The organism is Paracoccus sulfuroxidans, assembly GCF_007830335.1.
In the GTDB taxonomy this organism is placed as follows: Bacteria; Pseudomonadota; Alphaproteobacteria; order Rhodobacterales; family Rhodobacteraceae; genus Paracoccus; species Paracoccus sulfuroxidans.
On the sequence record NZ_VLKU01000003.1, the window covers coordinates 437,448 to 458,712 of the forward strand.

A 21,265-nucleotide genomic window follows, 5' to 3' on the forward strand; every position below is an offset into this window, starting at 1 on the left:
ATATGGAACTGGCGAACTGGACCGGCGTGCCGCGCCCGCAACTGACCACGCTGGAGGGCGCATATTGCAGGCTGGAGCCGCTGTCGCCCGAACACGCGCCCTCGCTTTACGAGGCCGCTTCTGCGCCCGGCGGCGATGACCGCTTCCGCTATCTGTTCGAGGAGGTGCCGCAGGACCGCGCCGATTTCGATCAATGGATCGAGAAGGCCCGCGCCAGCTCTGACCCGATGTTTTTTGCGGTGATCGACAAGGCCACGGGCCGGGCCGAGGGGCGGCAGGCGCTGATGCGCATCGACACCACCCATGGCGTGGCCGAGATCGGCAATATCCTGTGGGGGCCCGCCATCTCGCGCAGCCGCGTGGCGACCGAGGCGCTGTTTCTGTTCGCCGATTACGTGTTCTCGCTGGGCTATCGCCGCTTCGAATGGAAGTGCAACGACCTGAACCTGCCGTCGAAACGCGCGGCCGAACGGTTTGGCTTCCGCTTCGAGGGCGTGTTCCGTCAGCATATGGTCGTCAAGGGGCTGAACCGCGACACCGCATGGTTTGCCATGCTGGATCAGGAATGGCCGCGCCTGCGGGCGGGCTATGAACGCTGGCTCGCGCCCTCGAATTTCGACGAGAACGGGCAGCAACGCAGCAAGCTGGACCTGAGTTAACGCAAAGGCGGGCGCGGGCCCTTGTAGCCCGCCTCATCCTGCAGCCGCAGCAATTCGGCGCAGAAGCTTTCGCGGCTGGCGGCGTCGTTCCAGAACTCGTCGCGCTTGGCCGTCCAGTCGACGTTCTGGATCTCGATCTCATCACTCAAGGTGCGGCCGTCGACCACCGGCGGATACATCATCGCAATCAGGCCGTTCACGATATGGGCGGCCTGTTCCTGCGTATAAAGGATGCGGTCGGGAAAGATCGCCTGCTGGTCGAAACAGGTCGCGATCAGACTGGCGACGCCGGTGCGATAGAACTCGCGCACATCCAGCGACAGGGCCAGCCGGATGGGGCGGCTCTGGCCGGACTGGAAGGGCACCTCGCTTTGCGGCAGCACCCGCATCATCACCAGATTGCCGTTTGCCAGCCACCATTGGCCAAGGTTCAGGGCGGGCGGCGTCCGCTCGGCGGCCTTGGGATCGTCCTGACGGGTCTTTTCGACGGCTGCGTGAAACTCGGTCAGGGCCGCGCGCAGGGCCTCCGGCGTCAGCCGTTCGTTAAGGACGGTCACATCCTTGCAGGTGCCCGCCTTGCTGTCGGCAAGCTCACCCTCCAGCAGCTCATCCCGGCGGGCGTTGTGATAGCAGGAGGTGATGTCCGAGGGCACGGGGTCCAGCGCCATGACGGCCTGATAGATCTGGACGATGGCGTCGATCTCGCCCTTCAGGTCGCCAGCAGGCCGATCCAGCGTGTCATTGGGCCGGACCCAGTCGTCGCTGTCGGCGCGGGTCAGATGAAAGTTCATGAATTCCAGCTTGATCTGGTCGATCAGCCCGGCGGTCAGCCAGATCGTGCCGCTGAACGGCGTCCAGTCGATCAGCACCGATCTGTCCGCCCCGCCCAGCAGGCGGATCTGGTAACGCTCGGCATTCCAGTCCTGAAGCGGCGGCAGGTAGAGGCCTTGCAGGTCGGGCAGAATGCCCACCTCGATCTTCATCGAGGAGCGCGCCATCGCATCGCCCAACGGCTCACCCGCTTTCAGTTCAAGCACCGGCATCTGACCCTCCGCAGGCTGATCCGCTGCGGCCCCCACCGCCAGCATGAGCGCCAGAAGGGCCGGGCCAAGACGGCGGGACAGCGGCCGCATCCCTCATCCTCGCCCGGCGACTGCGGCGATCTCGGCATAGAGGATCGGCCTCAGCTTCGGAGGGCTCGCCGCGTTGATCTCGGCCGCTTTCGCAGGTGTGTTGGAATCCTTGTAGAAGTACTGCTGCACATAGGGGGGGGAGCTTGACGGCCAGCTGAACTGCTCATTCTCGGCCCGTACGAAATGACGCACGACCTCTTTGAACCAGGGCGTGCGGACGTTCGGGTTGGCAAAGTTCCCGCCCATGAAGGGCAGCATGAAGGGCTGCTTGCCCATGACGATGGTGTTGTAGGAACCCGGACCGCTGATCCCGGTGACAATGCGGTAGGGTAGGGGCGTCGCGGCCAGAACGGCCCGGATGCCGGTGAAATCGGGATTGCTGCCGTAGCGGTCCTTGTAGGGCACGCTGTCGAGCGCGTTCATGAAGTTGCGAAACTGCGTATCGCCCCGCGCGCCGCCCAGCTGAGAATGGATCGCGCCGCCGGTGATGGCGGGCTTGACCACATACATCAGGTCCTCAAGGATGTGGCGCTGTTCGTGGTCGATGATCGAGAGCGACGCCTCAAGATTGTTGCGGGCCACACCGCGCAGGCCGTCGCGCAGAAAGCCCCCCTTGGGTGAGCCGAAGGTGCCTTGCGGGCCATAGACCTCATGGTCGTCGCGGTGCTTGTCCTTCACGTAATTCACGAAATGGTCGAAACATTCGATGAATTCCTCGACCTTGCCGTCGCGGAAGAAGTGAAAGCGCTCTTCGTGCATCTGGCAGAAATGCAGCACCGCGCCGAGGTCCATGTAGATGGCCAGGTTGCCATAGACCAGCCTGCGCAGGCCGATCAGCGTGTCCGCGTAGGAGACGCTGGCAAACAGGCGCGAGCCTGCCTCTTTCCAGTCGATCAGATCGCCCGCCAGCCCGTCGTTCACGATGCCCGTGCCGTCATCCAGAACCAGATCGGGCGTCTGCCCCTTTCCGGCACTGGTGCCCCAGCTGCGCAGCATCTTCGCGGCCAGATCCATGCCATAGCCGATATGGGTCGACCCAAGTGCCGCGCCGCCCGCGAATTTCAGGCGCTTCGCCTCGCCCGTGGTCTTCAGATAGATGCGCGCATAATCGGCCGAGATCGCATTGTTGCGCCGCCGGAAGGCCGAGAAATTCTCGACCGAGCACGAGCCGCCCCGGTCCGAGCACAGATTCCGGACGCGCAGGATGCGGGACATGATCTCGGGGTAAAGCTTCTCGCATTGGCAGCGGTGGCATTCCTGCGGCTTCGAGGTCGCAGCGCTCGTCTGGGTCGAGAAATGGTTCGGCGCCCGCCCGCCCGGTTCGGCTGTCTGGCGCAGGATGATGCGGTGCTGGTCAAGATACGCGAACATGGGCACTCTTTCTTGAAATCTCGTAGGCTTCGTCGTGGATCCGCTCAAGCGTGGCCTGCGGGATCTCATGGCCGATGGGGGTGAAGTCCAGCACCCGCTCGGCGGGCGTGCGCAGCAGCCATGAGGCGGCGACGTAATCTGCGACCTGACGTTCATTCGTCAGGCCCAGTTGATCCTGCCCATGCAGCACCAACTGGCCGACAAAATGCGGCGTGTCGATCTGCTCGGGCAGGGGGCCATAGGCTTCGGTCAGCCAGGCGATCATGCGTGTGGTGAAGCTTTCCAGCCGCGCCAGTTTCAGCGCCTGCCTGTCCTGCACGCGCAAAAGAAGCGCGCGGCGGGGGGCCAGATCATCGGGCTGAGCGGGTGGCGTCCAGATCAGCATCTGGCCGTCCTGCGGGCCGCGCATCATCATCGGGCCGCTGCGCAACAGACGCGCCCGCATCTCTTCCGAGCCATGTGTCAGCAGGTGGCGGGCGTAAAGCGGGTCGCAAAAGCGCAGATAGAACCACTCGCCCTCTTCATCACACAGCCGGGTCAGCTTGCGCAGATGGGCGCGCACCTCATGCAGGGGCAGGGGCGAGCGCAGGAACACCCCCGCCTCGGCATCCCACAGGTCGCGGTGCGCATCGCCCCGGGTGAAAAGGCTGCGGGTGAAGTCATTGCCATCGGCCAGTTCCACCAGCCAGGGCGCGGTATCGGCCAGATCCTCGGCGGTGGTGCCGTCGAACAGGCAAGCATGCGGCAGGCCGGATTGGCGCAGGCGCTCGGGTAGGAAGCGGATGCGGGCAGCGTCCAGCAGGGCAAAGCTGCGCTGGGCGGGATCGCCAAAGAGCCATGGATGCAGGGCGTCAGGGACCGTCGGGCGGGGCCAGACCCCGATCTGCCGCACCAGAGGCTGAACCCCTTCAAGAGTGGTTTTCTGCGGCGCGGATCGCGGCTGGGGATCGTCAGAGACTGGCAATAACCACGGATCGAACATAGGCGGCACCGGCTGAAAAACTGGCGTCACTATGGCGTTCAAGCTGTTGAATGACCAGCCCGAAGCGAAGTGACGCGGGGAAAACTCCGGCACTCGGGCGGCGGGAATTTGGGGACGAGGGGGGCGGTTTGCCCCCTCGGTCCAGATCAGTTGCGGGGCGAGTCGCCGTGATGCGCGGCCAGATCCTCGACGTTCTCAAGATAGCCTGCCGCATGGCGGTGGCTCGCGCGGTTCCAGATCCAGGTCACCACCCACAGCACGACGCCGACCGCCAGCAGCCATCCGGCGATGCGGTACTGCTCCATCTGCGCGGCGCTGCGCGCCCAGGGCCCGGCCAGAAAGGCGCAGGTCAGCGCGCCGATCCAGGGCAGGATGCCGGGGGTGCGGAAATGCTCATGCGAGACCGGCTGGCGACGCAGCACCAGCAGCGCGATATTGACCACCGTGAAGACGCACAGCAGCAGCAGCGCGGTCGTGCCGCCCAGAAGGCTGATCGCCGGGGTCTCGGAACGGGTGACCACGAAATAGATCAGCCCGAAGGCCAGAGCCGTGGTGAAGGCGATCGAGACATAGGGCGTGCGCCGCGTCGGATGCACAAGGCCAAGCCCGTGGGGCAGGACCCGCTGCCGCGCCAGCCCGTAAAGCAACCGGCTGGCCATCAGCATGTTGATCAGCGCCGAGTTTGCCACCGCGAACATGCCGATGAAGGGAAAGATCTTGTCGAAGGGGAAGTTCGGCGCCCCGGCCCGCACCACCTGCGTCAGCGCCGATCCCTTGCTGGGGTCCGACAGATCGCCCACCGGCACCAGCGCCACCGCGCAGATCGAGACCAGCACATAGATGACCCCGGTGATGCCCAGCCCGGTCAGCATGATCTTCGGGAAGATCCGGACGGGGTCCTTGACCTCCTCGGCCATGTTCACCGAATCCTCGAACCCGACCATGGCGAAGAAGGCCAGCGCCGTGGCGGCGGTCAGGGCCAGAAAGGCGCCCTTGTCCTCGGAGGATTTGAAGACCATCACCTCGGAGAAATCGGCGCGGCCCTGCGACATGGCGTAAAAGCCGATCATGATGATCATCAGAAGGCCCGAAAGCTCGACGCAGGTCAGCACGACGTTCGCCTTGACGCTTTCGCCGACGCCCCGGAAGTTGATGATCGCGACCAGCGCCATGAAGCCCAAAGCGATGGTCAGGATGCCGGTACCTCCCGCCTGAAAGCCCAGATGAAAGCCGTCGTTCACGAAGCCCGCAAAGGCATTCGACGCCGTCGAGGCCGAGGTGATGCCCGAGCACATGACGGTGAAGGCGACCAGAAATGTCAGGAAGTGGATGCCGAAGGCGCGATGCGTGTAAAGCGCGGCACCTGCGGCCTGCGGGTATTTGGTGACCAGCTCCAGATATGAGAGCGCGGTGATCGTGGCCACCAGAAAGGCGATCAGGAACGGAGCCCATGCCGCGCCGCCGACCTCGCCCGCGACGGTGCCGGTCAGGGCATAGACCCCGGTTCCCAGAATGTCTCCGATGATGAAAAGCAAAAGAAGCTTCGGGCCCATGACCCGGTGCAGTTCCGGTTGTGCTGGCACCGATCCGGTTGCCGGCTGCGTTCCCGCCATGTCGGTTCCTCCCTCTTGGCGTTCACAATGGAGTTATTGTGCGAGCCATGGGGCAATCCGCGCAAGGATCATGGCGCGGCATAGGCAATCACGCGCATGGGGCGGATGCGGGGTTGTTCCAGATTTTGGTATTAAATCTGTATTTTTCAGCAGATTATCAGAAAATTCTCGAAATGACCTGAGGTGCGGGCGTCAAGCCGCTGCGGGGTCTCCCGCAGCGGTCGATCACATTCCCGGCTGCTGCGACGAGGCCGAATTGAGGGTCGCAACGGCCTTTCCGCTGCGTTTCCAGACGGTCAGCGACGCCGCCAGAAGCATCACGATGGCGGCGAAAGTCACCCAGACGAAGGCGTGATCGAAGGCGGCCCGCGCGTATTGAAGAAGCTCAGCCGCCTGATCTGCGGGCAGGGTTTCGGCGTGGATCATCGCCTCATCCAGGCTGTCGCGCGCGGTGGCGCTTGGCGGGACCGAGTCCGGCACATGCAGGAAGAAGGTGTAGAGCGCCGAGAACAGGCTGCCGAGGATTGCCACGCCAAGCGCGCCCCCCAGCTCATAGGAGACCTCCTCGACCGAGGCGGCCATGCCTGCGCGATCCTCGGGTGCGGAAAGCATGATGGCGCTGGAGGCGGCGGTCATGCAGGCCCCGATCGCGAAGCCCATCACCGCCAGCGCGCCCAGCCAGATCGCGGCCGCGGCCTGATAGCTGAGAAGATAGCCCGCAAGCCCCAGCCCGGCGCCCAGAAGCGTCAGCCAGATCATCCGCTCGGTCCCCAGACGCGACAGCATCAGCCCGGCAATCGGACCGGCAAAGAAGGCCGCGAGCGGCAGGGGCAGATTCAACAGCCCCGCGTAAAGCGGCGAATGCCCCACCACCAGCTGCATGCGTTGGGTAAAGACCAACTCGAACCCGATCAGCGTGCCCGCGGCGACCAGCGCCGCAATCACCCCCGCCGTGAAGCGCGGAATGGCGAACAGCGAAAAGTCGATCAGGGGATGGGCGCTGGCCAGCTGTCTGCGGACGAACAGCACCATGGCGATCAGGCCGATGGCGAAGACCAGCGCGGCCTCACCCCAGGCGGGATCGCGTTTGGCGATTTCCTTGATCGCATAGACCAGCCCGACCAGGCCCACCATCACCTGCAATGAGCCGATGAGGTCCCAGGGCCGGTCCTTCACGCCCTCGCGGTAGGGCAGCAGCAGGGGCACCAGCACCAGCGCAACCAGCACCACCGGCACGTTAATGAGGAAGACCGAGCCCCACCAGAAATACTCCAAAAGGATGCCGCCGATCACCGGCCCGATGGCCGCGCCGCCCGAGGCGACCGCCGCCCAGATGCCGATGGCGAAGGCGCGCTCATCCTCATCGGTGAAGGTCAGGCGGATCAGTGACAATGTGGCGGGCATCATCATCGCCGCGCCCACGGCCAGCGCCACCCGCGCGCCGATCAGCACCTGCGGCGACCAGGCAAAGGCCGCCATGGTCGACGCCACGCCGAAGACCGCCAGCCCCAGCATGAACATCCGGCGGTGGCCGAAGCGGTCACCCAGCGTCCCAAGTCCCGGCAGCAGGCCCGCGACGACCAGAGGATAGGCGTTCACGATCCACAGCTTCTGGTTCGCCGTCGCGCCCAGATCATGCGTCAGCCGGGGCAGCGCCGTGTAAAGCACCGTCATGTCGATGACGATGAGGAACAGGGCGCTTGAGATGACGGCAAGGGCCAACCAGCGGTTGCGAGCGGGCATCGGGACCTCATGGAGTGAAGAAGCGGCTTTGACAAACTTGCGGAAAGGAATAAATACGCCCGTACTGAAATGGAAGGGTGAAAATGTCGGGACGTCCCAGAACGATCGACCGCGACAAGGTGCTGGACGCGGCCGAGGCGATTGTCAGCCGCGTCGGTGCCTCGGGTCTGACCTTCGAGGCGGTGGCCCGCGCCGCTGGGATCACCAAGGGCGGCGTCCAATATTGCTTTGGCACGAAAGAGAATTTGATCCATGCGATGATCCTGCGCTGGGGCACCGCCTTTGACGCCGCCGTCGCCGCACATCAGGCGGGCGATACCTCGCCACAGGCGCGGATCAGGGCGCATATTCTGGCGACGCGGGACAGCGACGACGCCGAGAATGCGCGCTCGGCGGTGATGATGACGGCGCTTCTGCAAAGCCCCGAGCAGGTGGCCGATTCGCGGGACTGGTACAATGACAAGCTGGCGGGATTGGATCTGAACGACCCTGCCGACCTGCGCACGACGATTGCCTTTCTGGCCGCTGAGGGCACGTTCTTCCTGCGCGCCTTCCGCCTGCTGGACCTGCCGGATCAGGATTGGGACCGCCTGCAGGACAGCATCGTGGCCTTGGTCAGCGCGCCGAAGCAGCCCTAGCGACGGGGCTGTCGCGCAGGCTCAATCCAGTAGATTGCGGCGGATAGCTTCGCGCGCGGCCTCGGCGCGGCTGGAGATGCCCAGCTTCGAATAGACGGCTTTGACATATTGCCCGACCGTATGTTCCGAGATCTCCAGCGTCAGCGCGACATCGGCAATCTTCAGGCCGCGCGCGAGCTCGCCCAGAACCTGCGTCTCGCGGCGGGACAGGTGGACAAGCTCCTTGGCGTCCACGGGGACGGGAAGGGGCGGCGCGGCGGCGGCGCGAATCCTGGCCACGAGGTCCAGCTTGCCGCGCAGGGTCACGTCCAGCAGATCGAAATCGACCGGCTTGGTGATGTAATCATCCGCGCCCAGATGGCGGCCGCACAGCTCATGTTCGCGGTCGGTCAGGGCGGTCAGGAAGATGAATGGGGTGGCTGAAAGGCCGGGCATGGCCCGGATGACGCGGATCAGTTCGAACCCGTTTTCCTCGGGCATGACGATATCGCACAAGATCAGGTCGGGCAGCGTCTTGGCCAGAACCTTGCGCGCGCTTGCGCCGCCATCTGCGGCAATCACCGCATAGCCCATGGCGGTCAGCTCTTCCGACATTTCGTCCAGCAGATCGCCTTCATCCTCGATGCAGAGGATGGTCTGGTCGGGTCTTGCGGTCATGCGGCCTGCTTTCCTGTGCCAATCTGTTCATGTCCGACCGGCTCTTCGACGGTCACCGGCAGGCAGAACCCTGCCACCGTGCCTTCGCCCAGCATCGAGTTGAAGGCCAGATAGCCGCCGTGCAGTTCGACAATCGTCCGCGACAGCGCCAGCCCCAGCCCCGAGCCCACGTTGGATGAGACGTTCCGGGCGCGGAAGAAACGCTCAAAAATGCGGGGCTGATCTTCGGCGGGGATGCCGATGCCGCGGTCGAAGACCTCGCAGCAGACGCTTTCGCCCCTTTGCCAGGTCCGGATGGTGATCTCGGTGCCGACCGGCGAGTATTTCACTGCGTTCGACAGCAGGTTCAGCACGACTTGTTCGATCAGTGCGGCGTCGCATTGGCACGAAAGATTGCCCGTCAGCTCCAGTGTGATCTCGCGTTGCGGCATCATCTCGGTATGAAATTCATGTGCGCGGCGCACGATGCTGTTCAGGTCATTGCAGGCAAGACTGAGCACAAGGTGATTCTCATCCAGTCGCGCGGCATTCGTTACGCTGGTCACCAGCTCCGACAGGCGCTGCGTTGACGAGCGGATGCGGCGCGCCTTCTCGACGATCATCTCGCTTGAGAAATCCTCGGAGCGGCGGATCAGCCGTTGGGCCACCACATCGATGATGGAAAGCGGCGTGCGGAATTGATGCGAAACCGTGCTGATGAAGCTGCGATAGGCCTCTTTGGTGCTGCGCTCGGTGGCGAGGGCCGCATTCAGCTCGGCCGTGCGGTCGGCCACGATGCGCTCCAGCCCGGCGCGATGCTTTTCCAGATCTTCCAGCGATTTGCGCGCGGCCCGGATGCTGAGCAGCAACTGAACCGAGATCAGCAGCCCGGTCAGCACGAGGCCGAAGAATGCCACGGTGATCAGATACAATGTCTCGCTGATCCGGGCTTGCTGAAGCTGCTTTTCCTGCCGATCGCGAGTCATGGTCGCATTGGTCAGACTGCCCAAATCCTTGAGGATGGGCAGCAGATGGTCGCGCGCGGTGCCAAGATCAATCGAGCCGTCGGGCGCGGGTGCTTCCAGCACGGCGGCCAGATTGTCCAGCCGATCCTCGGCCTGATACAGCATGGGCGCGAGGCCCGTCGATTCGAACCAGCGCGCCTGCGGGGTGTCTGTCGTCAAAAGCCCCATGCGGCTGTAGAAGATGTCCAGACGCAGCATCAGCTCGTCATAGCTTTCTTCCCCTGCCGAGAATTCAAGGAAGGATTCGTGCAGGCGGCGGCCCTCACGCTCGGCCTGGGACATCAGCCACAGCATGTTCTCGCCCATCTTGATGTCCATCGAGCGCTGGAATGAGACAAGCTGGACAAAGGCGTAGAGGAGGATCGCCGCAAAACCGCTGATGGCCATAGAGGCCAGAACAAGCGAGGTGCGACGCTTCATTTCAGATCCAGGCTTCGAAGTTGCCAGATCCAGCGATAGTCATACAGCGGATCGGACAGCTCCTTGTGATCGTCGCGCGGATAGATCACCCAATAGGGGCCCATATTCCGGCGCGACATCGGCGCGCCATTCATGCGCCGGGCGATCAGCACGTCATATTGCAGGAAATCATTGACGGGGATCAGCGTCTGATAGTCGTTGAGCGCCCAGCCCTCGATGGTACGGTGCTTTTCCGCCTCGACATCAATGCCTGCCGCCTTCAGCAGATCGCGGGCCAGAACGCCTCCGAACTCCTGCGGCCCGGTGGTCCAGGTCGTATGAGTCACAAATTCGTGTTGAGGAAGGCTCGCGAATTCTTCTTCGGTGAATTCATGCGTGACGCCCGAGGCATTCGTCACGCTAAGCAGAACGGTTCGGGAGGCGGTGTGGGGGTCTGTCTGTGCGAAGGCTGAAAAGCACAGGAAAAACAGCAATATGAGGCTTGAGAGAAACCTCAGAGGATTGCGTGAGCGCAGGGGATGCGCGCCAGGATTGATCAACGAACGCCTCGTGCTCGGCTGAGTCTTGCACCTTTCTAGCGCAGTTTTCGGCGCCGACACAGCCTCATTCCCCTGTTCGCGGGAATGTTTGGCCGCGCGTCGAGGTTGTATAACCAAAGGTGCGAGAGGCGGCGTGGTACGATGCGGGGCAATCGCTTGGTGCCGAGTTTGTAGTTGATCGTCTAATTGGTGAACGCCACCCTCGCGCACCCGGATACGGGACAATCGACAGATTTAGGTAATTTGAAATGGCCCGCTTGCGGGCCAGTTTTTTTGCGTTGTCGTCAGGGGGAGGCGATCCGGGGGCGGCCCCGGATCGATCGGTTACTGCGACGAGCCGCTGTCGCCGGACCTGTTCGCGATATGGCTGCCCGCGATGGCCGCCGCTGCAGTCCGCGACGAGACGCCGAGCGTGCGCAGCACCGCCGAGACATGAACCCGCACCGTCGCGGGCGAGATGCCCAACACCCGCGCGATCTGCTTGTTCGTATGCCCCTCGACCAGTTGGAGAAGCACATCGCATTGGCGCGGGGTCAGGCTGTCCAGCAGCGCATCTTTCGGCAATCGCCTGTCGTTTGCTGCGGATTTTTCAGCTGGCCGGACAGGTGTCGGCAATTCGGCCAGGATCTCTTTCACATCGCCGGAGGGCGCATGAATGATTTCGACATTCGGATTTAGAAATTGCATCAGCAATTTGATTCCGGCGCTGACATGCGGCTCAGCATTGGTGATGATGATCCGCGCCTGCTCACTGCTAAGATTGGCAGAGGGTTCGAAATGCTTTGTCATGGCCAAGCCCTTTCCGACAGAGGCAATTCTCTGCATCAAGTCTGAAATGTGCACGCCTAAGCGCTGAGTTCATGCTGAGGTATTTCTCATGTTAAGTGAACATGAAACCACTCTAAAGGAAACGGATCGGCGAAATTTGGCCGATTCTGTTAAGCTGTTGATCTGATAAACCAGAACTATCTAAAAGGATAGGTTTGAAATTGCCGTTTTATCCCGGAAAAGAGCGTTTTTCTTGCGCCCTGTGGCATATAAACGCCTATCTATCCCTGCGTGCTTTTCGCGGAGTATTTAGCGCTTAAATTGCATTCTGAAATTCCCGCCGTTTAAATTATTACCAGAATAGGCGGTATATTTATTCTACTATGACTTGCAGTCATGGAATTACGCATCGCCTGATTGGTGAGTGTTTTGGCGAAACTCCGGCAAATTCATATATTCGTGAACGGCGCGAATCGGACGTGCCAGACCGGGCCGCGCGAGAGGACTAAGCGCATTGTCCTAATCATACGCCAAAGATCATATGGATTGCCTTCGGTTCATTTGCTCTTGTGAGGGGGCGGCGAACAGGTCGCAGCACGAAATGCGCGACCCAGCCCTTCCGGTTCGGAACAGAAGGAAATCCGATCTTTTGACATTCAGTTCGACCGACGCCCCCGGCCTCGGTGGATGACCGCCCACGCAGCGGTTCAGCTTCGGTGCCATCGCGTGGATCGTGGTGCCGCATGTTCCCGGACGCCCGCAACGGCACCCCTCGCAGGAGGGCCGGATAATCTTAACCATTGAAAGGACGTTACTATGACCGATCAGATCATGAACGAAGACAGCATCGTCGCTCTGGACACCAATGAAGTCGAAACCGTCTCGGGCGGCTTCTTCTTCGGTCTGCTGGGCCTGCTGTTCGGTGGCCACAAGGGCGGCGGCCACGGCGGCGGTCACGGCCACGGTGGTGGTCATGGCCATGGTTGCGGCTGTGGCTGCAGCTGCGGTTGCGGCAACTAAGACGGCGACGGACCGGATCATTCCGGCCGAACCGTTGTGGCGTGCCTGGCGACAGGCACGCCCTTCCCGAAGGACCGCCGCGCCTGCCATTGCCCCAGGGCAAACGCCAGCGGCTGAGGATTGACAGATGAAGCATGACCCGCCGCCCGAGGTCGAACGTCGAGAGCCGCTGTTCCGCCAGCAGGCCGTGGCCTATCAGGCGCGCGCGCTGGAGGGCGATGTGCTGGTCCGGCTGTCCATGCGCAACCATGTGCTGGTGGTGCTGGCGGTCGTTGTCGTCTGTGCAGCGGTGATCTTTGCGCTGAAGGCCAGCTATTCCCGCATCGAACAGGTCTCTGGCTGGGTCGTCCCCGAGGCGGGGCTGATCCGCGTGACCGCGCGGCAGGGCGGGACCATCGAAAATCTGACCGTGGCCGAGGGAGATCAGGTCAAGGCCGGGCAATCGCTGGCGGTGCTCCGGCTGTCGTCGGACACCGATACGGGCGATGCGGGCGACGTGATCCAGACCCTGCTGGGGGCCGAGCTGGAAGCCGCGCGCGCCCAGTCCGAGGCCGAGCGCGAGCGCCTGCGCGCCCAGCAGCAGAACCTGACCTCGCAGCGTGAGGCCATGCGGCGCGAGCTGGAGGCCAGCCGGGGCCGCATCACCACCATGACCGAGCGGCTGCGTCTGGTCGAGGCCAACACCGAGCGCGTCAAGACCATCGCCGGGCGCGGATTCGCCAGCAGCAAGGCGGTCGAAGAGGCCGAGATGGGCGTTCTGGCCGCGCGGCAGGAACTGGTGGATGTCCGCACCGGCGTGATGATGCTGGAACGTCAGGTCGAAGACATCGACGCCCAGCTGCACGCCATCCCCTTCAGCATCCGCGCTGCCGAAGCGCAGGCCCGCGCCAGCGAGGCCGCGCTGGAGCGTCAGAGCACCGAAGTCGCGGTGATGAACACCTATCACGCGGGCGCCACCATCGAAGGCAAGGTCGTGGCCGTCCCGGTGCTGCGCGGCCAGACTCTGTCGCCGCAATCGGTGATCGCCGTCATCACCCCCGCAGGCTCCAGCCTGCATGCGGAGCTGTTCGTGCCCTCACGCTCGGCCGGGTTCATCCAGCCGGGGCAAGAGGTGCGGCTGATGTATCAGGCCTTCCCCTATCAGAAATTCGGCACTGCCTCGGGCAAGGTCATCAGCGTGTCGCGCACCGTGCTGGGCCCGACCGAGATCAGCGTGCCCGGCCTGCAGATCGAAGAGCCGGTCTTCCGCGTCAAGGTCGCGCTCGAGGCCGAGGCGATCGAGGCCTATGGCCAGAAGATCCCGATCCAGCCCGGCATGCTGTTGTCAGCGGGCATCGTCATCGACCGTCGTTCGCTCTTCGAATGGCTTCTTGATCCCATCTATGCAGTCGGACGTTTGGGATGAGCATTGCAGATCTGAACTTTTCCGGACGTCGCAGACTGCCCGAGATCCGGGCCGCCGAGGCCGCCGAATGCGGTCTGGCCTGTCTGGCGATGATCGGCCGCTATTATGGTCATCAGGTCGATCTGAACGGGCTGCGCCAGCAATTTCCCCAATCCATCGGCGGGGCCACGCTGCGCGGGCTCATGCAACTGGCACAACAGCTTTCCCTTGCCGCGCGCCCGCTGCGCGTTGGCCTGAACGCGCTGCCGCGCGTGCGCACGCCCGCGATCCTGCATTGGGACCTCAATCATTTCGTCGTCCTGAAAAAGATCGGCAGGCGCGGCGCGGTCATCCATGACCCGGTGCGCGGCATTCGCCACATGCCCATCGCCGAGCTGTCGGACCATTTCACCGGCGTCGTGCTGGAGCTTTCGCCCGCTGCCGATTTCCAGAAGCTCGAGGCGCGGCTGCCGGTCAAGCTGACCAGCCTCTGGACCCGCAGTCAGGGGATTGCGCCCGCGATCATGCAGGTGCTGGCGGTGTCGCTGGTCTTTCAGATCGCGACCTTCGCCATTCCCTTTCATGTCCAGCTGGTCGTCGATGAGGCCATCGGGCGGGCAGACCGCAACCTGCTGACCGTGCTGGCTTTGGGCTTCGGGGCGCTGACCGTGCTGCATGCCGCGCTTGAGGCCTTGCGCGACTGGATCCTGCGCCTGCTGGGCTCGATGATGTCCTTCCAGATCGTCGGCAATATCGTGCGGCACCTCTTGCGCCTGCCGGTGCCCTATTTCGAAAAGCGGCACGTGGGCGACATCATCTCGCGCATCGAATCGACCAATGCGATTCAGGATGCGCTGACGCGGGGGATGCTCTCGGCGCTGGTCGATGGCGCGATGGCGGTGATCGCGGCCTTCATCCTGTTCCTCTATTCACCGCTGCTGGCGACGGTGGTCATCACCGCGCTGCTGATCGTGCTGGTTCTGGGGTTCAGCTTCTACCCCGCGACCCGCGCCGCGACCGAGGAAAACATCATCGCGCTGGCCACCGAACGCTCGAACCTGATCGAGACGGTGCGCGCCATGCCCACCATCAAGATCATGGGCGGCGAGATCGAGCGCGAGGGGAAATGGCGCAACCGCTATGCGGGCGTCATCAACAGCTCAGTTCAGGTCGGCAAGCTGGAGCTGTCGCTGGCCTTCCTGCAGAAATCGGTCATCGGCATCCAGACCATTCTGGTGGTCTATCTGGGCGCGCGGATGGTGTTGAATGCGGACGGGTTCTCGGTGGGCATGCTGATGGCCTTCCTGTCCTTCCGCCAGACCTTCAGCGACCGCGCGCTGTCGCTGGTCAATGAGGTCATCAAGTTCCGCCTGCTGCGTCTGCATCTGGGCCGTCTGGCCGATATCATCACGGCCGAGGCGGATGCGAGCCCCGCCTCGCCGCTGGCCAACCGGCCGCTGGAGGTCAGGGGCGGGATCGAGATCGACCGCATGGCCTTCCGCTATGGCGCGACCCTGCCGCTGGTGCTGGAGGATGTGTCGATGCAGATCGCGCCCGGCGATTTCGTCGCGATCACAGGCCAGTCGGGCGGGGGCAAGACCACGCTCGCGAAGCTGCTTCTGGGTCTCAACCAGCCCGAAAGCGGAGAGATCCGTCTGGACGGTCGTCTGGCCAATCCCGATCTGTGGCGGGCATGGCGCGCGAAGGTGGGGGTCGTGGCGCAGGACGATCAGCTGCTGTCAGGCACCATTGCCGATAACATCGCCTTCTTCGATCCCGATATGGATATGGCGCGCGTCACCGAAGCGGCTCTGGCCGCGCGGATCGATGACGACATCCTGCGCATGCCCATGCAGTACCTGACGCTGGTGGGCGACATGGGCTCGACCCTGTCGGGCGGTCAGCGCCAGCGCGTGCTGCTGGCGCGCGCGCTTTACCGTCAGCCGCAGCTTCTGCTGCTGGATGAAGGCACCGCCAATCTGGATGAAGAGACCGAGCGCGAGATCGCCGATCTGATCGCCGCGCTACCGGTCACGCGCATCGTCATCGCCCATCGCCCGGCGCTGGTCCAGCGCGCCACCCGCCATTTCCGCGTGGCCGATGGCGCGGTCACCGAAATCCCGGTGCTGCGGCGCAACCCGGGCGCCATGGCGATGAGCGAGGGCAGGGGACGTTGACAGCCCTTTGCCCCGCTGACACCTTCGGGGCCTGACATAAGGCGAGGTCCCTGATGACGACCGCTGATGGCGAGATGAGATTTCTGGCCGCAATCCCGATCCTGCGGATCTTTGACGAGGCGAAGGCCCGCGAATTCTATTGCGATTTTCTGGGCTTCACCATCGGGTTCGAACATCGCTTCGGCCCCGGCATGCCGCTCTATCTGGAGGTGCATCGCGCCGGGCTGAAGCTGCATCTGAGCGAGCATCACGGCGATGCCTGCCCCGGCTCGACCGTGTTTGTGCCGATGAAAGGCGTCGCGGGTTTTCACCGCGAACTGATCGACAAGCGCTATGGCTATAACCGTCCGGGGCTGGAGGATCTGCCCTGGGGCCAGCAGGTTGAGGTCAATGACCCTTTCGGCAACCGCATCCGCTTTTGCGAACAGTCTGACTAGACGCGCGGCGGACGGGCCGGAAAGAAACTGGAAAAATCGGGAAACCGGCTGGCTTTTCAGCGCGTTTTCTCCGGCATCTCAGATAAGGAATGGCGACCGGCATGACCACTCCACAGCTGCTGTCCTTCGGCATCATCATCGCGATGATGCTTTTGTTCATCTGGGGCAAGTGGCGATATGATGTGGTGGCGATGGCGGCGCTGCTGGCCTCGCTGCTGGCGGGCACGGTCAAGCCCGAGGAGGCGTTCAAGGGCTTCAGCGACGATATCGTCATCATCGTGGCAAGTGCCCTGGTGGTCAGCGCCGCCGTCTCACGCTCGGGCGTGATCGAGAAGGCGTTGCGCTGGCTGATCCGCAGGCTCAAGACGCTGCGGTCGCAGCTTTTCGTGCTGGTGGGCTCGGTCACGCTGATGTCGGCCATCGTCAAGAACATCGGCGCGCTGGCGATGATGATGCCTGCCGCGCTGCGGATGGCGAAACGCTCGGGCAATCCGCCGTCGCTTTATCTGATGCCGATGGCCTTTGGCTCGCTTCTGGGGGGGATGATCACGCTGGTCGGGACCTCGCCCAATATCATCGTCTCGCGCGTGCGCGAACAGATGACTGGAGAGCCGTTTCGCATGTTCGACTATGCCCCGGTCGGCATCGGCCTGTCGCTGGTGGGCGTCACCTTCCTGATGCTGGCCTATCGCCTGCTGCCCGCAGATCGTCAGGCGGGCGCCTCGCTGGGCGAGGCGGTCAAGATCTCGGATTACAACACCGAGGCGACGGTGCCCGAAACCTCGCCACTGGTGGGCGGCACCATTGGCGATTTTCTGGGCAAGATCGACGGGGCCATCGCCATCACCGGCCTTGTTCGCGGGGGCGCGAGGCGCGGGGTGACGCTGCCCGACACGGTGATCCAGGCGGGCGACACGCTGCTTCTGCGCGGAGAGCCGAACGGCATCGAACGCGCCGTCGATCAGGGCAAGCTGCATCTGGTGCGCGACCATTCGAAATCCGAACAGAGCCACAGCGAACAAAGCGTCATCGAGGCGGTGGTGACGCAGAACTCCCCGATCTCGGGCCAGTCGGCGCAGCAGGCGCATCTGTTCGAGCGCCATGGCGTGAACCTGATCGCGGTCTCGCGTGCGGGGCACCGGATGACGGAACGGCTGGGGCAGATGCGTCTGCGGCCCGGCGATGTGCTGCTGCTGCAGGGGCCGGTCGATGTGCTGCCCGACCGCATTCTGGCCCTTGGCCTGCTGCCGCTGGCCGAGCGGGACATCCGCATCGGCTCGGTCCGCAAGGATCTGTTGCCGCTGGTCATTCTGGCCGGGGCCATGTCGCTGACCGCGCTTGGCATGGTGCCGGTGGCGACGGCGTTCTTCTCGGCCGCGGTGCTGATGATCCTGACCGGCGCGATCAGCGCCGAGGATGCGCATGAGGCCATCGAATGGCCGATCATCGTCATGCTGGGCGCGCTGATCCCGGTCAGCGAGGCGCTGCAGACCACCGGCGGGACCGAGCTGATCGGCACCTGGCTGTCGGGCGTGGGTGCGACGCTGCCGGGCTGGGGCGCGCTGTGTCTGATCATGGTCACGGCGATGGCGGTGACGCCCTTCCTGAACAACGCGGCGACCGTGCTGGTGATGGCCCCCATCGCCGCCACCTTCGCCGAGCGGCTGGGCCTGCGACCCGATGCCTTCCTGATGGCGGTGGCGGTGGGCGCGGCCTGCGATTTCCTGACCCCCATCGGACATCAGTCGAACACGCTGGTCATGGGGCCGGGGGGCTATCGCTTCGGCGATTACGCGCGGCTTGGCGCGCCCTTGTCGGTGCTGGTTGTGGTCGTGGGCGTGCCGCTGATCCTGACCTTCTGGCCGCTTTGACAGATAGACCGTTCAGTTCATAAGCTGCGGAAAAAAGAGTTATTTCAGGCATAAGAGTACCGTTCCCCTCTTTGAAATCCGGGACGGACCCGTTAGCGTCAACCTGTAGGTGTTGCGGAGGTAAGAGTGCACGGGACTTGGCAATCCTGGCTTGCCATGGTCAGGCTGGGCCGCTCGGATGATGACATGCACGAGGTGCGCATTGCCGCATGGTGCGCCAGTTCCGAAAGCTACCTTGAGCTCTTGCACAACGCGACCCGGCGACAAGGCTGGCGCATTCAGGGGGCCGAGGATGCGCTGCCCGCGCAGGAATGGCTGGCCCGCCGTCGCAACGACAGCGAGGCGCAGGCGCTGGCCTGGACCGTCGGCCCCGATCAGCCGCTGCTGTTTGGCATCATGCGCCCCGTCCGGGCCGAGACGCTGATCCGGCAAGAGATCTTGCAGGTCACGCCGCTGGATGCGCAATTCGGGGTGCATCCGCGCAAAACCGTTCCGGACAGTCTGCGCGAGGCTTTGTTTGCCGAGGTGCCGCCCAGCGGGGCCGAGCGGCAGCATTACGGGGCCACCATCCCGCGACTGCGCAGCTATGCGGTGCTCGACGCGGCCAAGGTGCCGCTGTTGCCGCAGCTTCTGGAAACGGCGGGGCTGCCCCATCGCTGCCTTTTCAAGGGGGCCGCCGCCGAAGCGCTGCAAAGTGTCGCGCCCTATTTGGTCGAGCTGCGCGAGGGCAATGACTTCGTGCGCCACCTTTTCACCCGATCCGACCGCGCCAGCGATCTGTGGGACCTTGAGCCGGGGCTGTTCATCCGCTCTCGCGGCACGCCGGATGAGGTGTGGCGGCATTTCCGCCGGTTCACCCGCATGCGGGATGAGGCGGGCGAATGGTTCTATTTCCGGTTCTGGGAATGCGGCTCGGCGCGGGCCTATTTCCAGACGTTGACGGCGCGGGCGACGCAGGCGGTCTCATGGTTCGCGCTGGACCAGATCCCGCAGATCCAGGCGCTGCTGATCCCCTCGACCACCGAGGGCAATGTGCTGCGGCTGTTCGCCCAGCCCTTCGATCAGCTTCCGCCCCGGCGCTTCAACCCGATCCCGACCCTTGGCGCGGATGATCTGCGGCTTCTGCGCGCGCATCGCATGGCGCAGGACGTGCGGGCGCTGTCGGATCTGCTGGCCCGGACCTTCCCGCAAGAACTGGCGGGCATGCCCGAGGATGAGCGGCTGAACACCACCGGCAAGATCGTGCAGCGCATGGTCGCGCACGGGTTCATGCAGAAGGACATCCTGTTCATCCTGCTGGCATGGGAGCTGTTCTATGGCCCCGGATTCGAGACCCGTGATCCCGAAGGCATCCTGTCGCGGCTGATGAACGACCCGCGCGACGAGGCCGAGCGGTTCGAGGCGCTCAAGCAGCGCATGGCCGAACTGGGCTGAGCGCCGGGGCTATTTCGCCTGCCCCGGCTGGTTCGGATAGACGACCCGCACATGGTTCGATTCCGCCGACATGCCGATGGTCCCGGCATTGGCCGAGACATGGCCGAAATTGCGCAAGGTGTGGCGGGTCTCGGCCTGATTGAGCGATTGCCCGGCGATCAGCTTGCCCGACACCGCCGCCAGACCCGACGGGATGGCGAATTCGCCGCCGCCCGGGAAGGACAGGAGGGGCGCGCCCTGCGCCAGGGCCTTGTCATACATGATCCGCAAGGGGATGCGCGACAGGCCGATCTGCACCCAGGGACGGCTGAGCCGCTTGCCATATTCGAAGCTATAGACCTTTTGCTGGATGCCTCCCGGCAGCCGCTGGGTCCGGGTCCGCACGGGGCCGGGGTCCTGAATGACGCCGCCCTCGGTCTCATTGGGGTTCAGCCAGCCCTCGCTGATCCAGACGGCCTCGTCACGGGCGCGGGTGGCGCTGTTGCGACGGCGCATGGCATCGGTCATCTGCTGGTGATGGCGGTCCGCCAACTCGCGCAGGCCGTAAAGCGGAGAGGTCCGGCCCCGCTCCAGCAGCACCTCATCACCGGGGTTGCGATATCCGCCGCCGACGTCCGAATGCGCGCCGGGCAGGGCCTGCGTCGTGCCGCCGCCGGGTTGGGTGTGGTTCAGGCGGAAATTCTCGCGGTATTCATTCATCGCGGTCAGGTGGTGGATGCGGCTGGCCTGCGCCGTCGACATATGGACGTTCACCGGCCCGTTGCGTTCATTCGTGCCAAGGCCGATGGCCGCGACGGTGTCGAAGACGCCGACAAAGCGGAAGCGGACCTTGCGCCCCTTCGGCACCGAGGCCCGCTGCAGCGAGGCGTAATTCTTCCAGTATTCGACGTAGCCCTGCCGGAAGCAGTTCACGAAATACCGTGCCGCCGCCGCCCCGCGGCTGAAGCCGAAGACGTCCATGACGATCTCTTCAGGCTCGATCCCGGGCGAAAGCTCGGTGATCGCGGCGCCGACCGCCAGACAGGCGCGATAGACGATGGCCTCGACCCCGGTCGAGCCCATGCCCATGGCCGCACCCGGGAACGTCGTGTCGCCCTGGCCATCGGTTGTGCCGATCCCGGGCATATAGAGCATCCGGTATTTCGTCGCGTAGCCGCCGCAGGAGTTGCGGATCCAGTGGCGCGAGTTCGTCTTGTAAAGCGTCGACAGCAGCGCGACGTTCGAGCGGGCGTTGGCGAAACTGCCCTCGGACCCTTGCCCGGCATTGACGGCATTGTTCAGCGTGCCGTCGAAGAAGACGCCGATCTCCAGCGTCACCTTGGGGCAGCTTTGCGTCGTGGCCCCGGCGGCTCCGGAAAGCCCGGTGGCGGCCGCGTCGGCGCGGGCGGTGATGTCATTTGCGGCAATGGTCATGC

General features: G+C 64.0%; 18 protein-coding genes. 8 read left to right on the top strand and 10 right to left on the bottom strand.

Annotated elements, in window-relative coordinates:
• Positions 1–2: 2 nt before the first annotated feature.
• Positions 3–659, top strand: a complete 657-nt coding sequence (locus IQ24_RS06940) for a GNAT family N-acetyltransferase (protein WP_145397070.1) — start codon at positions 3–5, stop codon at positions 657–659.
• Here IQ24_RS06940 and IQ24_RS06945 read toward each other — a convergent pair.
• The 5 genes from IQ24_RS06945 to IQ24_RS06965 all read right to left on the bottom strand — a co-directional run bounded on the left by IQ24_RS06945 (position 656) and on the right by IQ24_RS06965 (position 7,501).
• Complete coding sequence (locus IQ24_RS06945; protein WP_145397071.1) at positions 656–1,792, bottom strand: hypothetical protein; 1,137 nt, start codon at positions 1,790–1,792, stop codon at positions 656–658. The genes IQ24_RS06940 and IQ24_RS06945 overlap by 4 nt on opposite strands.
• 3 nt (positions 1,793–1,795) lie before the next feature.
• The gene (locus tag IQ24_RS06950) at positions 1,796–3,163 is read right to left on the bottom strand and encodes a hypothetical protein (protein WP_145397072.1); all 1,368 of its coding nucleotides are present in this window, start codon (positions 3,161–3,163) and stop codon (positions 1,796–1,798) included.
• Positions 3,147–4,055 (bottom strand): DUF4123 domain-containing protein, encoded by a 909-nt coding sequence (locus tag IQ24_RS06955; RefSeq protein ID WP_158637489.1) that lies wholly within the window; start codon positions 4,053–4,055, stop codon positions 3,147–3,149. Before IQ24_RS06955 ends, IQ24_RS06950 begins: the two co-directional genes overlap by 17 nt.
• Before the next feature lie 236 nt (positions 4,056–4,291).
• Positions 4,292–5,758 (bottom strand): APC family permease, encoded by a 1,467-nt coding sequence (locus IQ24_RS06960; RefSeq protein WP_242007967.1) that lies wholly within the window; start codon positions 5,756–5,758, stop codon positions 4,292–4,294.
• A 225-nt stretch (positions 5,759–5,983) separates the two neighbouring features.
• Positions 5,984–7,501, bottom strand: a complete 1,518-nt coding sequence (locus IQ24_RS06965) for an MFS transporter (RefSeq protein WP_145397074.1) — start codon at positions 7,499–7,501, stop codon at positions 5,984–5,986.
• A gap of 83 nt (positions 7,502–7,584) precedes the next feature.
• Here IQ24_RS06965 and IQ24_RS06970 point away from each other — a divergent pair, with 83 nt between their 5' ends.
• Positions 7,585–8,139 (top strand): TetR/AcrR family transcriptional regulator, encoded by a 555-nt coding sequence (locus IQ24_RS06970; protein WP_145397075.1) that lies wholly within the window; start codon positions 7,585–7,587, stop codon positions 8,137–8,139.
• Between the two features lie 21 nt (positions 8,140–8,160).
• Here IQ24_RS06970 and IQ24_RS06975 read toward each other — a convergent pair whose 3' ends face one another.
• From IQ24_RS06975 to IQ24_RS06990, 4 genes are all read right to left on the bottom strand, one after another.
• Complete coding sequence (locus IQ24_RS06975; protein ID WP_145397076.1) at positions 8,161–8,796, bottom strand: response regulator transcription factor; 636 nt, start codon at positions 8,794–8,796, stop codon at positions 8,161–8,163.
• Positions 8,793–10,220 carry a sensor histidine kinase gene (locus tag IQ24_RS06980; protein ID WP_145397077.1) on the bottom strand — a complete coding sequence of 476 codons (1,428 nt, stop codon included), beginning with the start codon at positions 10,218–10,220 and terminating at the stop codon, positions 8,793–8,795. Before IQ24_RS06980 ends, IQ24_RS06975 begins: the two co-directional genes overlap by 4 nt.
• Entirely contained in the window at positions 10,217–10,618 is a 402-nt protein-coding gene (locus tag IQ24_RS20065; RefSeq protein WP_158637490.1) for a putative pterin-binding protein, read from the bottom strand. Before IQ24_RS20065 ends, IQ24_RS06980 begins: the two co-directional genes overlap by 4 nt.
• Positions 10,619–11,083: 465 nt before the next feature.
• Positions 11,084–11,602 carry a helix-turn-helix domain-containing protein gene (locus tag IQ24_RS06990; RefSeq protein ID WP_199756504.1) on the bottom strand — a complete coding sequence of 173 codons (519 nt, stop codon included), beginning with the start codon at positions 11,600–11,602 and terminating at the stop codon, positions 11,084–11,086.
• A 741-nt stretch (positions 11,603–12,343) separates the two neighbouring features.
• Here IQ24_RS06990 and IQ24_RS06995 point away from each other — a divergent pair.
• The 6 genes from IQ24_RS06995 (at position 12,344) to IQ24_RS07020 (ending at position 19,850) form a co-directional block, all read left to right on the top strand.
• Positions 12,344–12,547, top strand: coding sequence for a hypothetical protein (locus IQ24_RS06995; protein ID WP_145397079.1), 204 nt, complete (start codon positions 12,344–12,346; stop codon positions 12,545–12,547).
• Positions 12,548–12,674: 127 nt separating this feature from the next.
• On the top strand, positions 12,675–13,952 hold the full coding sequence (locus IQ24_RS07000; RefSeq protein ID WP_199756505.1) for an HlyD family secretion protein: 1,278 nt from the start codon (positions 12,675–12,677) through the stop codon (positions 13,950–13,952).
• Positions 13,949–16,108 carry a peptidase domain-containing ABC transporter gene (locus tag IQ24_RS07005; RefSeq protein ID WP_199756506.1) on the top strand — a complete coding sequence of 720 codons (2,160 nt, stop codon included), beginning with the start codon at positions 13,949–13,951 and terminating at the stop codon, positions 16,106–16,108. Before IQ24_RS07000 ends, IQ24_RS07005 begins: the two co-directional genes overlap by 4 nt.
• Before the next feature lie 53 nt (positions 16,109–16,161).
• Positions 16,162–16,545: a glyoxalase superfamily protein gene (locus IQ24_RS07010; protein WP_145397080.1), complete on the top strand. Its 384-nt coding sequence runs from the start codon at positions 16,162–16,164 to the stop codon at positions 16,543–16,545.
• A gap of 101 nt (positions 16,546–16,646) precedes the next feature.
• Positions 16,647–18,416: an SLC13 family permease gene (locus IQ24_RS07015; RefSeq protein WP_145397081.1), complete on the top strand. Its 1,770-nt coding sequence runs from the start codon at positions 16,647–16,649 to the stop codon at positions 18,414–18,416.
• A 126-nt stretch (positions 18,417–18,542) separates the two neighbouring features.
• Entirely contained in the window at positions 18,543–19,850 is a 1,308-nt protein-coding gene (locus IQ24_RS07020) for a DUF4123 domain-containing protein (RefSeq protein ID WP_145397082.1), read from the top strand.
• A gap of 9 nt (positions 19,851–19,859) precedes the next feature.
• Here IQ24_RS07020 and IQ24_RS07025 read toward each other — a convergent pair whose 3' ends face one another.
• On the bottom strand, positions 19,860–21,263 hold the full coding sequence (locus IQ24_RS07025; RefSeq protein WP_145397083.1) for a T6SS phospholipase effector Tle1-like catalytic domain-containing protein: 1,404 nt from the start codon (positions 21,261–21,263) through the stop codon (positions 19,860–19,862).
• Positions 21,264–21,265: the final 2 nt, after the last annotated feature.

Coding starts and splice junctions, on each gene's coding strand:
- IQ24_RS06940 (WP_145397070.1), top strand. CDS start 3: ATGGAACTGGCGAACTGGACCGGCGTGCCGCGCCCGCAACTGACCACG.
- IQ24_RS06945 (WP_145397071.1), bottom strand. CDS start 1,792: ATGCGGCCGCTGTCCCGCCGTCTTGGCCCGGCCCTTCTGGCGCTCATG.
- IQ24_RS06950 (WP_145397072.1), bottom strand. CDS start 3,163: ATGTTCGCGTATCTTGACCAGCACCGCATCATCCTGCGCCAGACAGCC.
- IQ24_RS06960 (WP_242007967.1), bottom strand. CDS start 5,758: ATGGCGGGAACGCAGCCGGCAACCGGATCGGTGCCAGCACAACCGGAA.
- IQ24_RS06965 (WP_145397074.1), bottom strand. CDS start 7,501: ATGCCCGCTCGCAACCGCTGGTTGGCCCTTGCCGTCATCTCAAGCGCC.
- IQ24_RS06970 (WP_145397075.1), top strand. CDS start 7,585: ATGTCGGGACGTCCCAGAACGATCGACCGCGACAAGGTGCTGGACGCG.
- IQ24_RS06975 (WP_145397076.1), bottom strand. CDS start 8,796: ATGACCGCAAGACCCGACCAGACCATCCTCTGCATCGAGGATGAAGGC.
- IQ24_RS06980 (WP_145397077.1), bottom strand. CDS start 10,220: ATGAAGCGTCGCACCTCGCTTGTTCTGGCCTCTATGGCCATCAGCGGT.
- IQ24_RS06995 (WP_145397079.1), top strand. CDS start 12,344: ATGACCGATCAGATCATGAACGAAGACAGCATCGTCGCTCTGGACACC.
- IQ24_RS07000 (WP_199756505.1), top strand. CDS start 12,675: ATGAAGCATGACCCGCCGCCCGAGGTCGAACGTCGAGAGCCGCTGTTC.
- IQ24_RS07005 (WP_199756506.1), top strand. CDS start 13,949: ATGAGCATTGCAGATCTGAACTTTTCCGGACGTCGCAGACTGCCCGAG.
- IQ24_RS07010 (WP_145397080.1), top strand. CDS start 16,162: ATGACGACCGCTGATGGCGAGATGAGATTTCTGGCCGCAATCCCGATC.
- IQ24_RS07015 (WP_145397081.1), top strand. CDS start 16,647: ATGACCACTCCACAGCTGCTGTCCTTCGGCATCATCATCGCGATGATG.
- IQ24_RS07025 (WP_145397083.1), bottom strand. CDS start 21,263: ATGACCATTGCCGCAAATGACATCACCGCCCGCGCCGACGCGGCCGCC.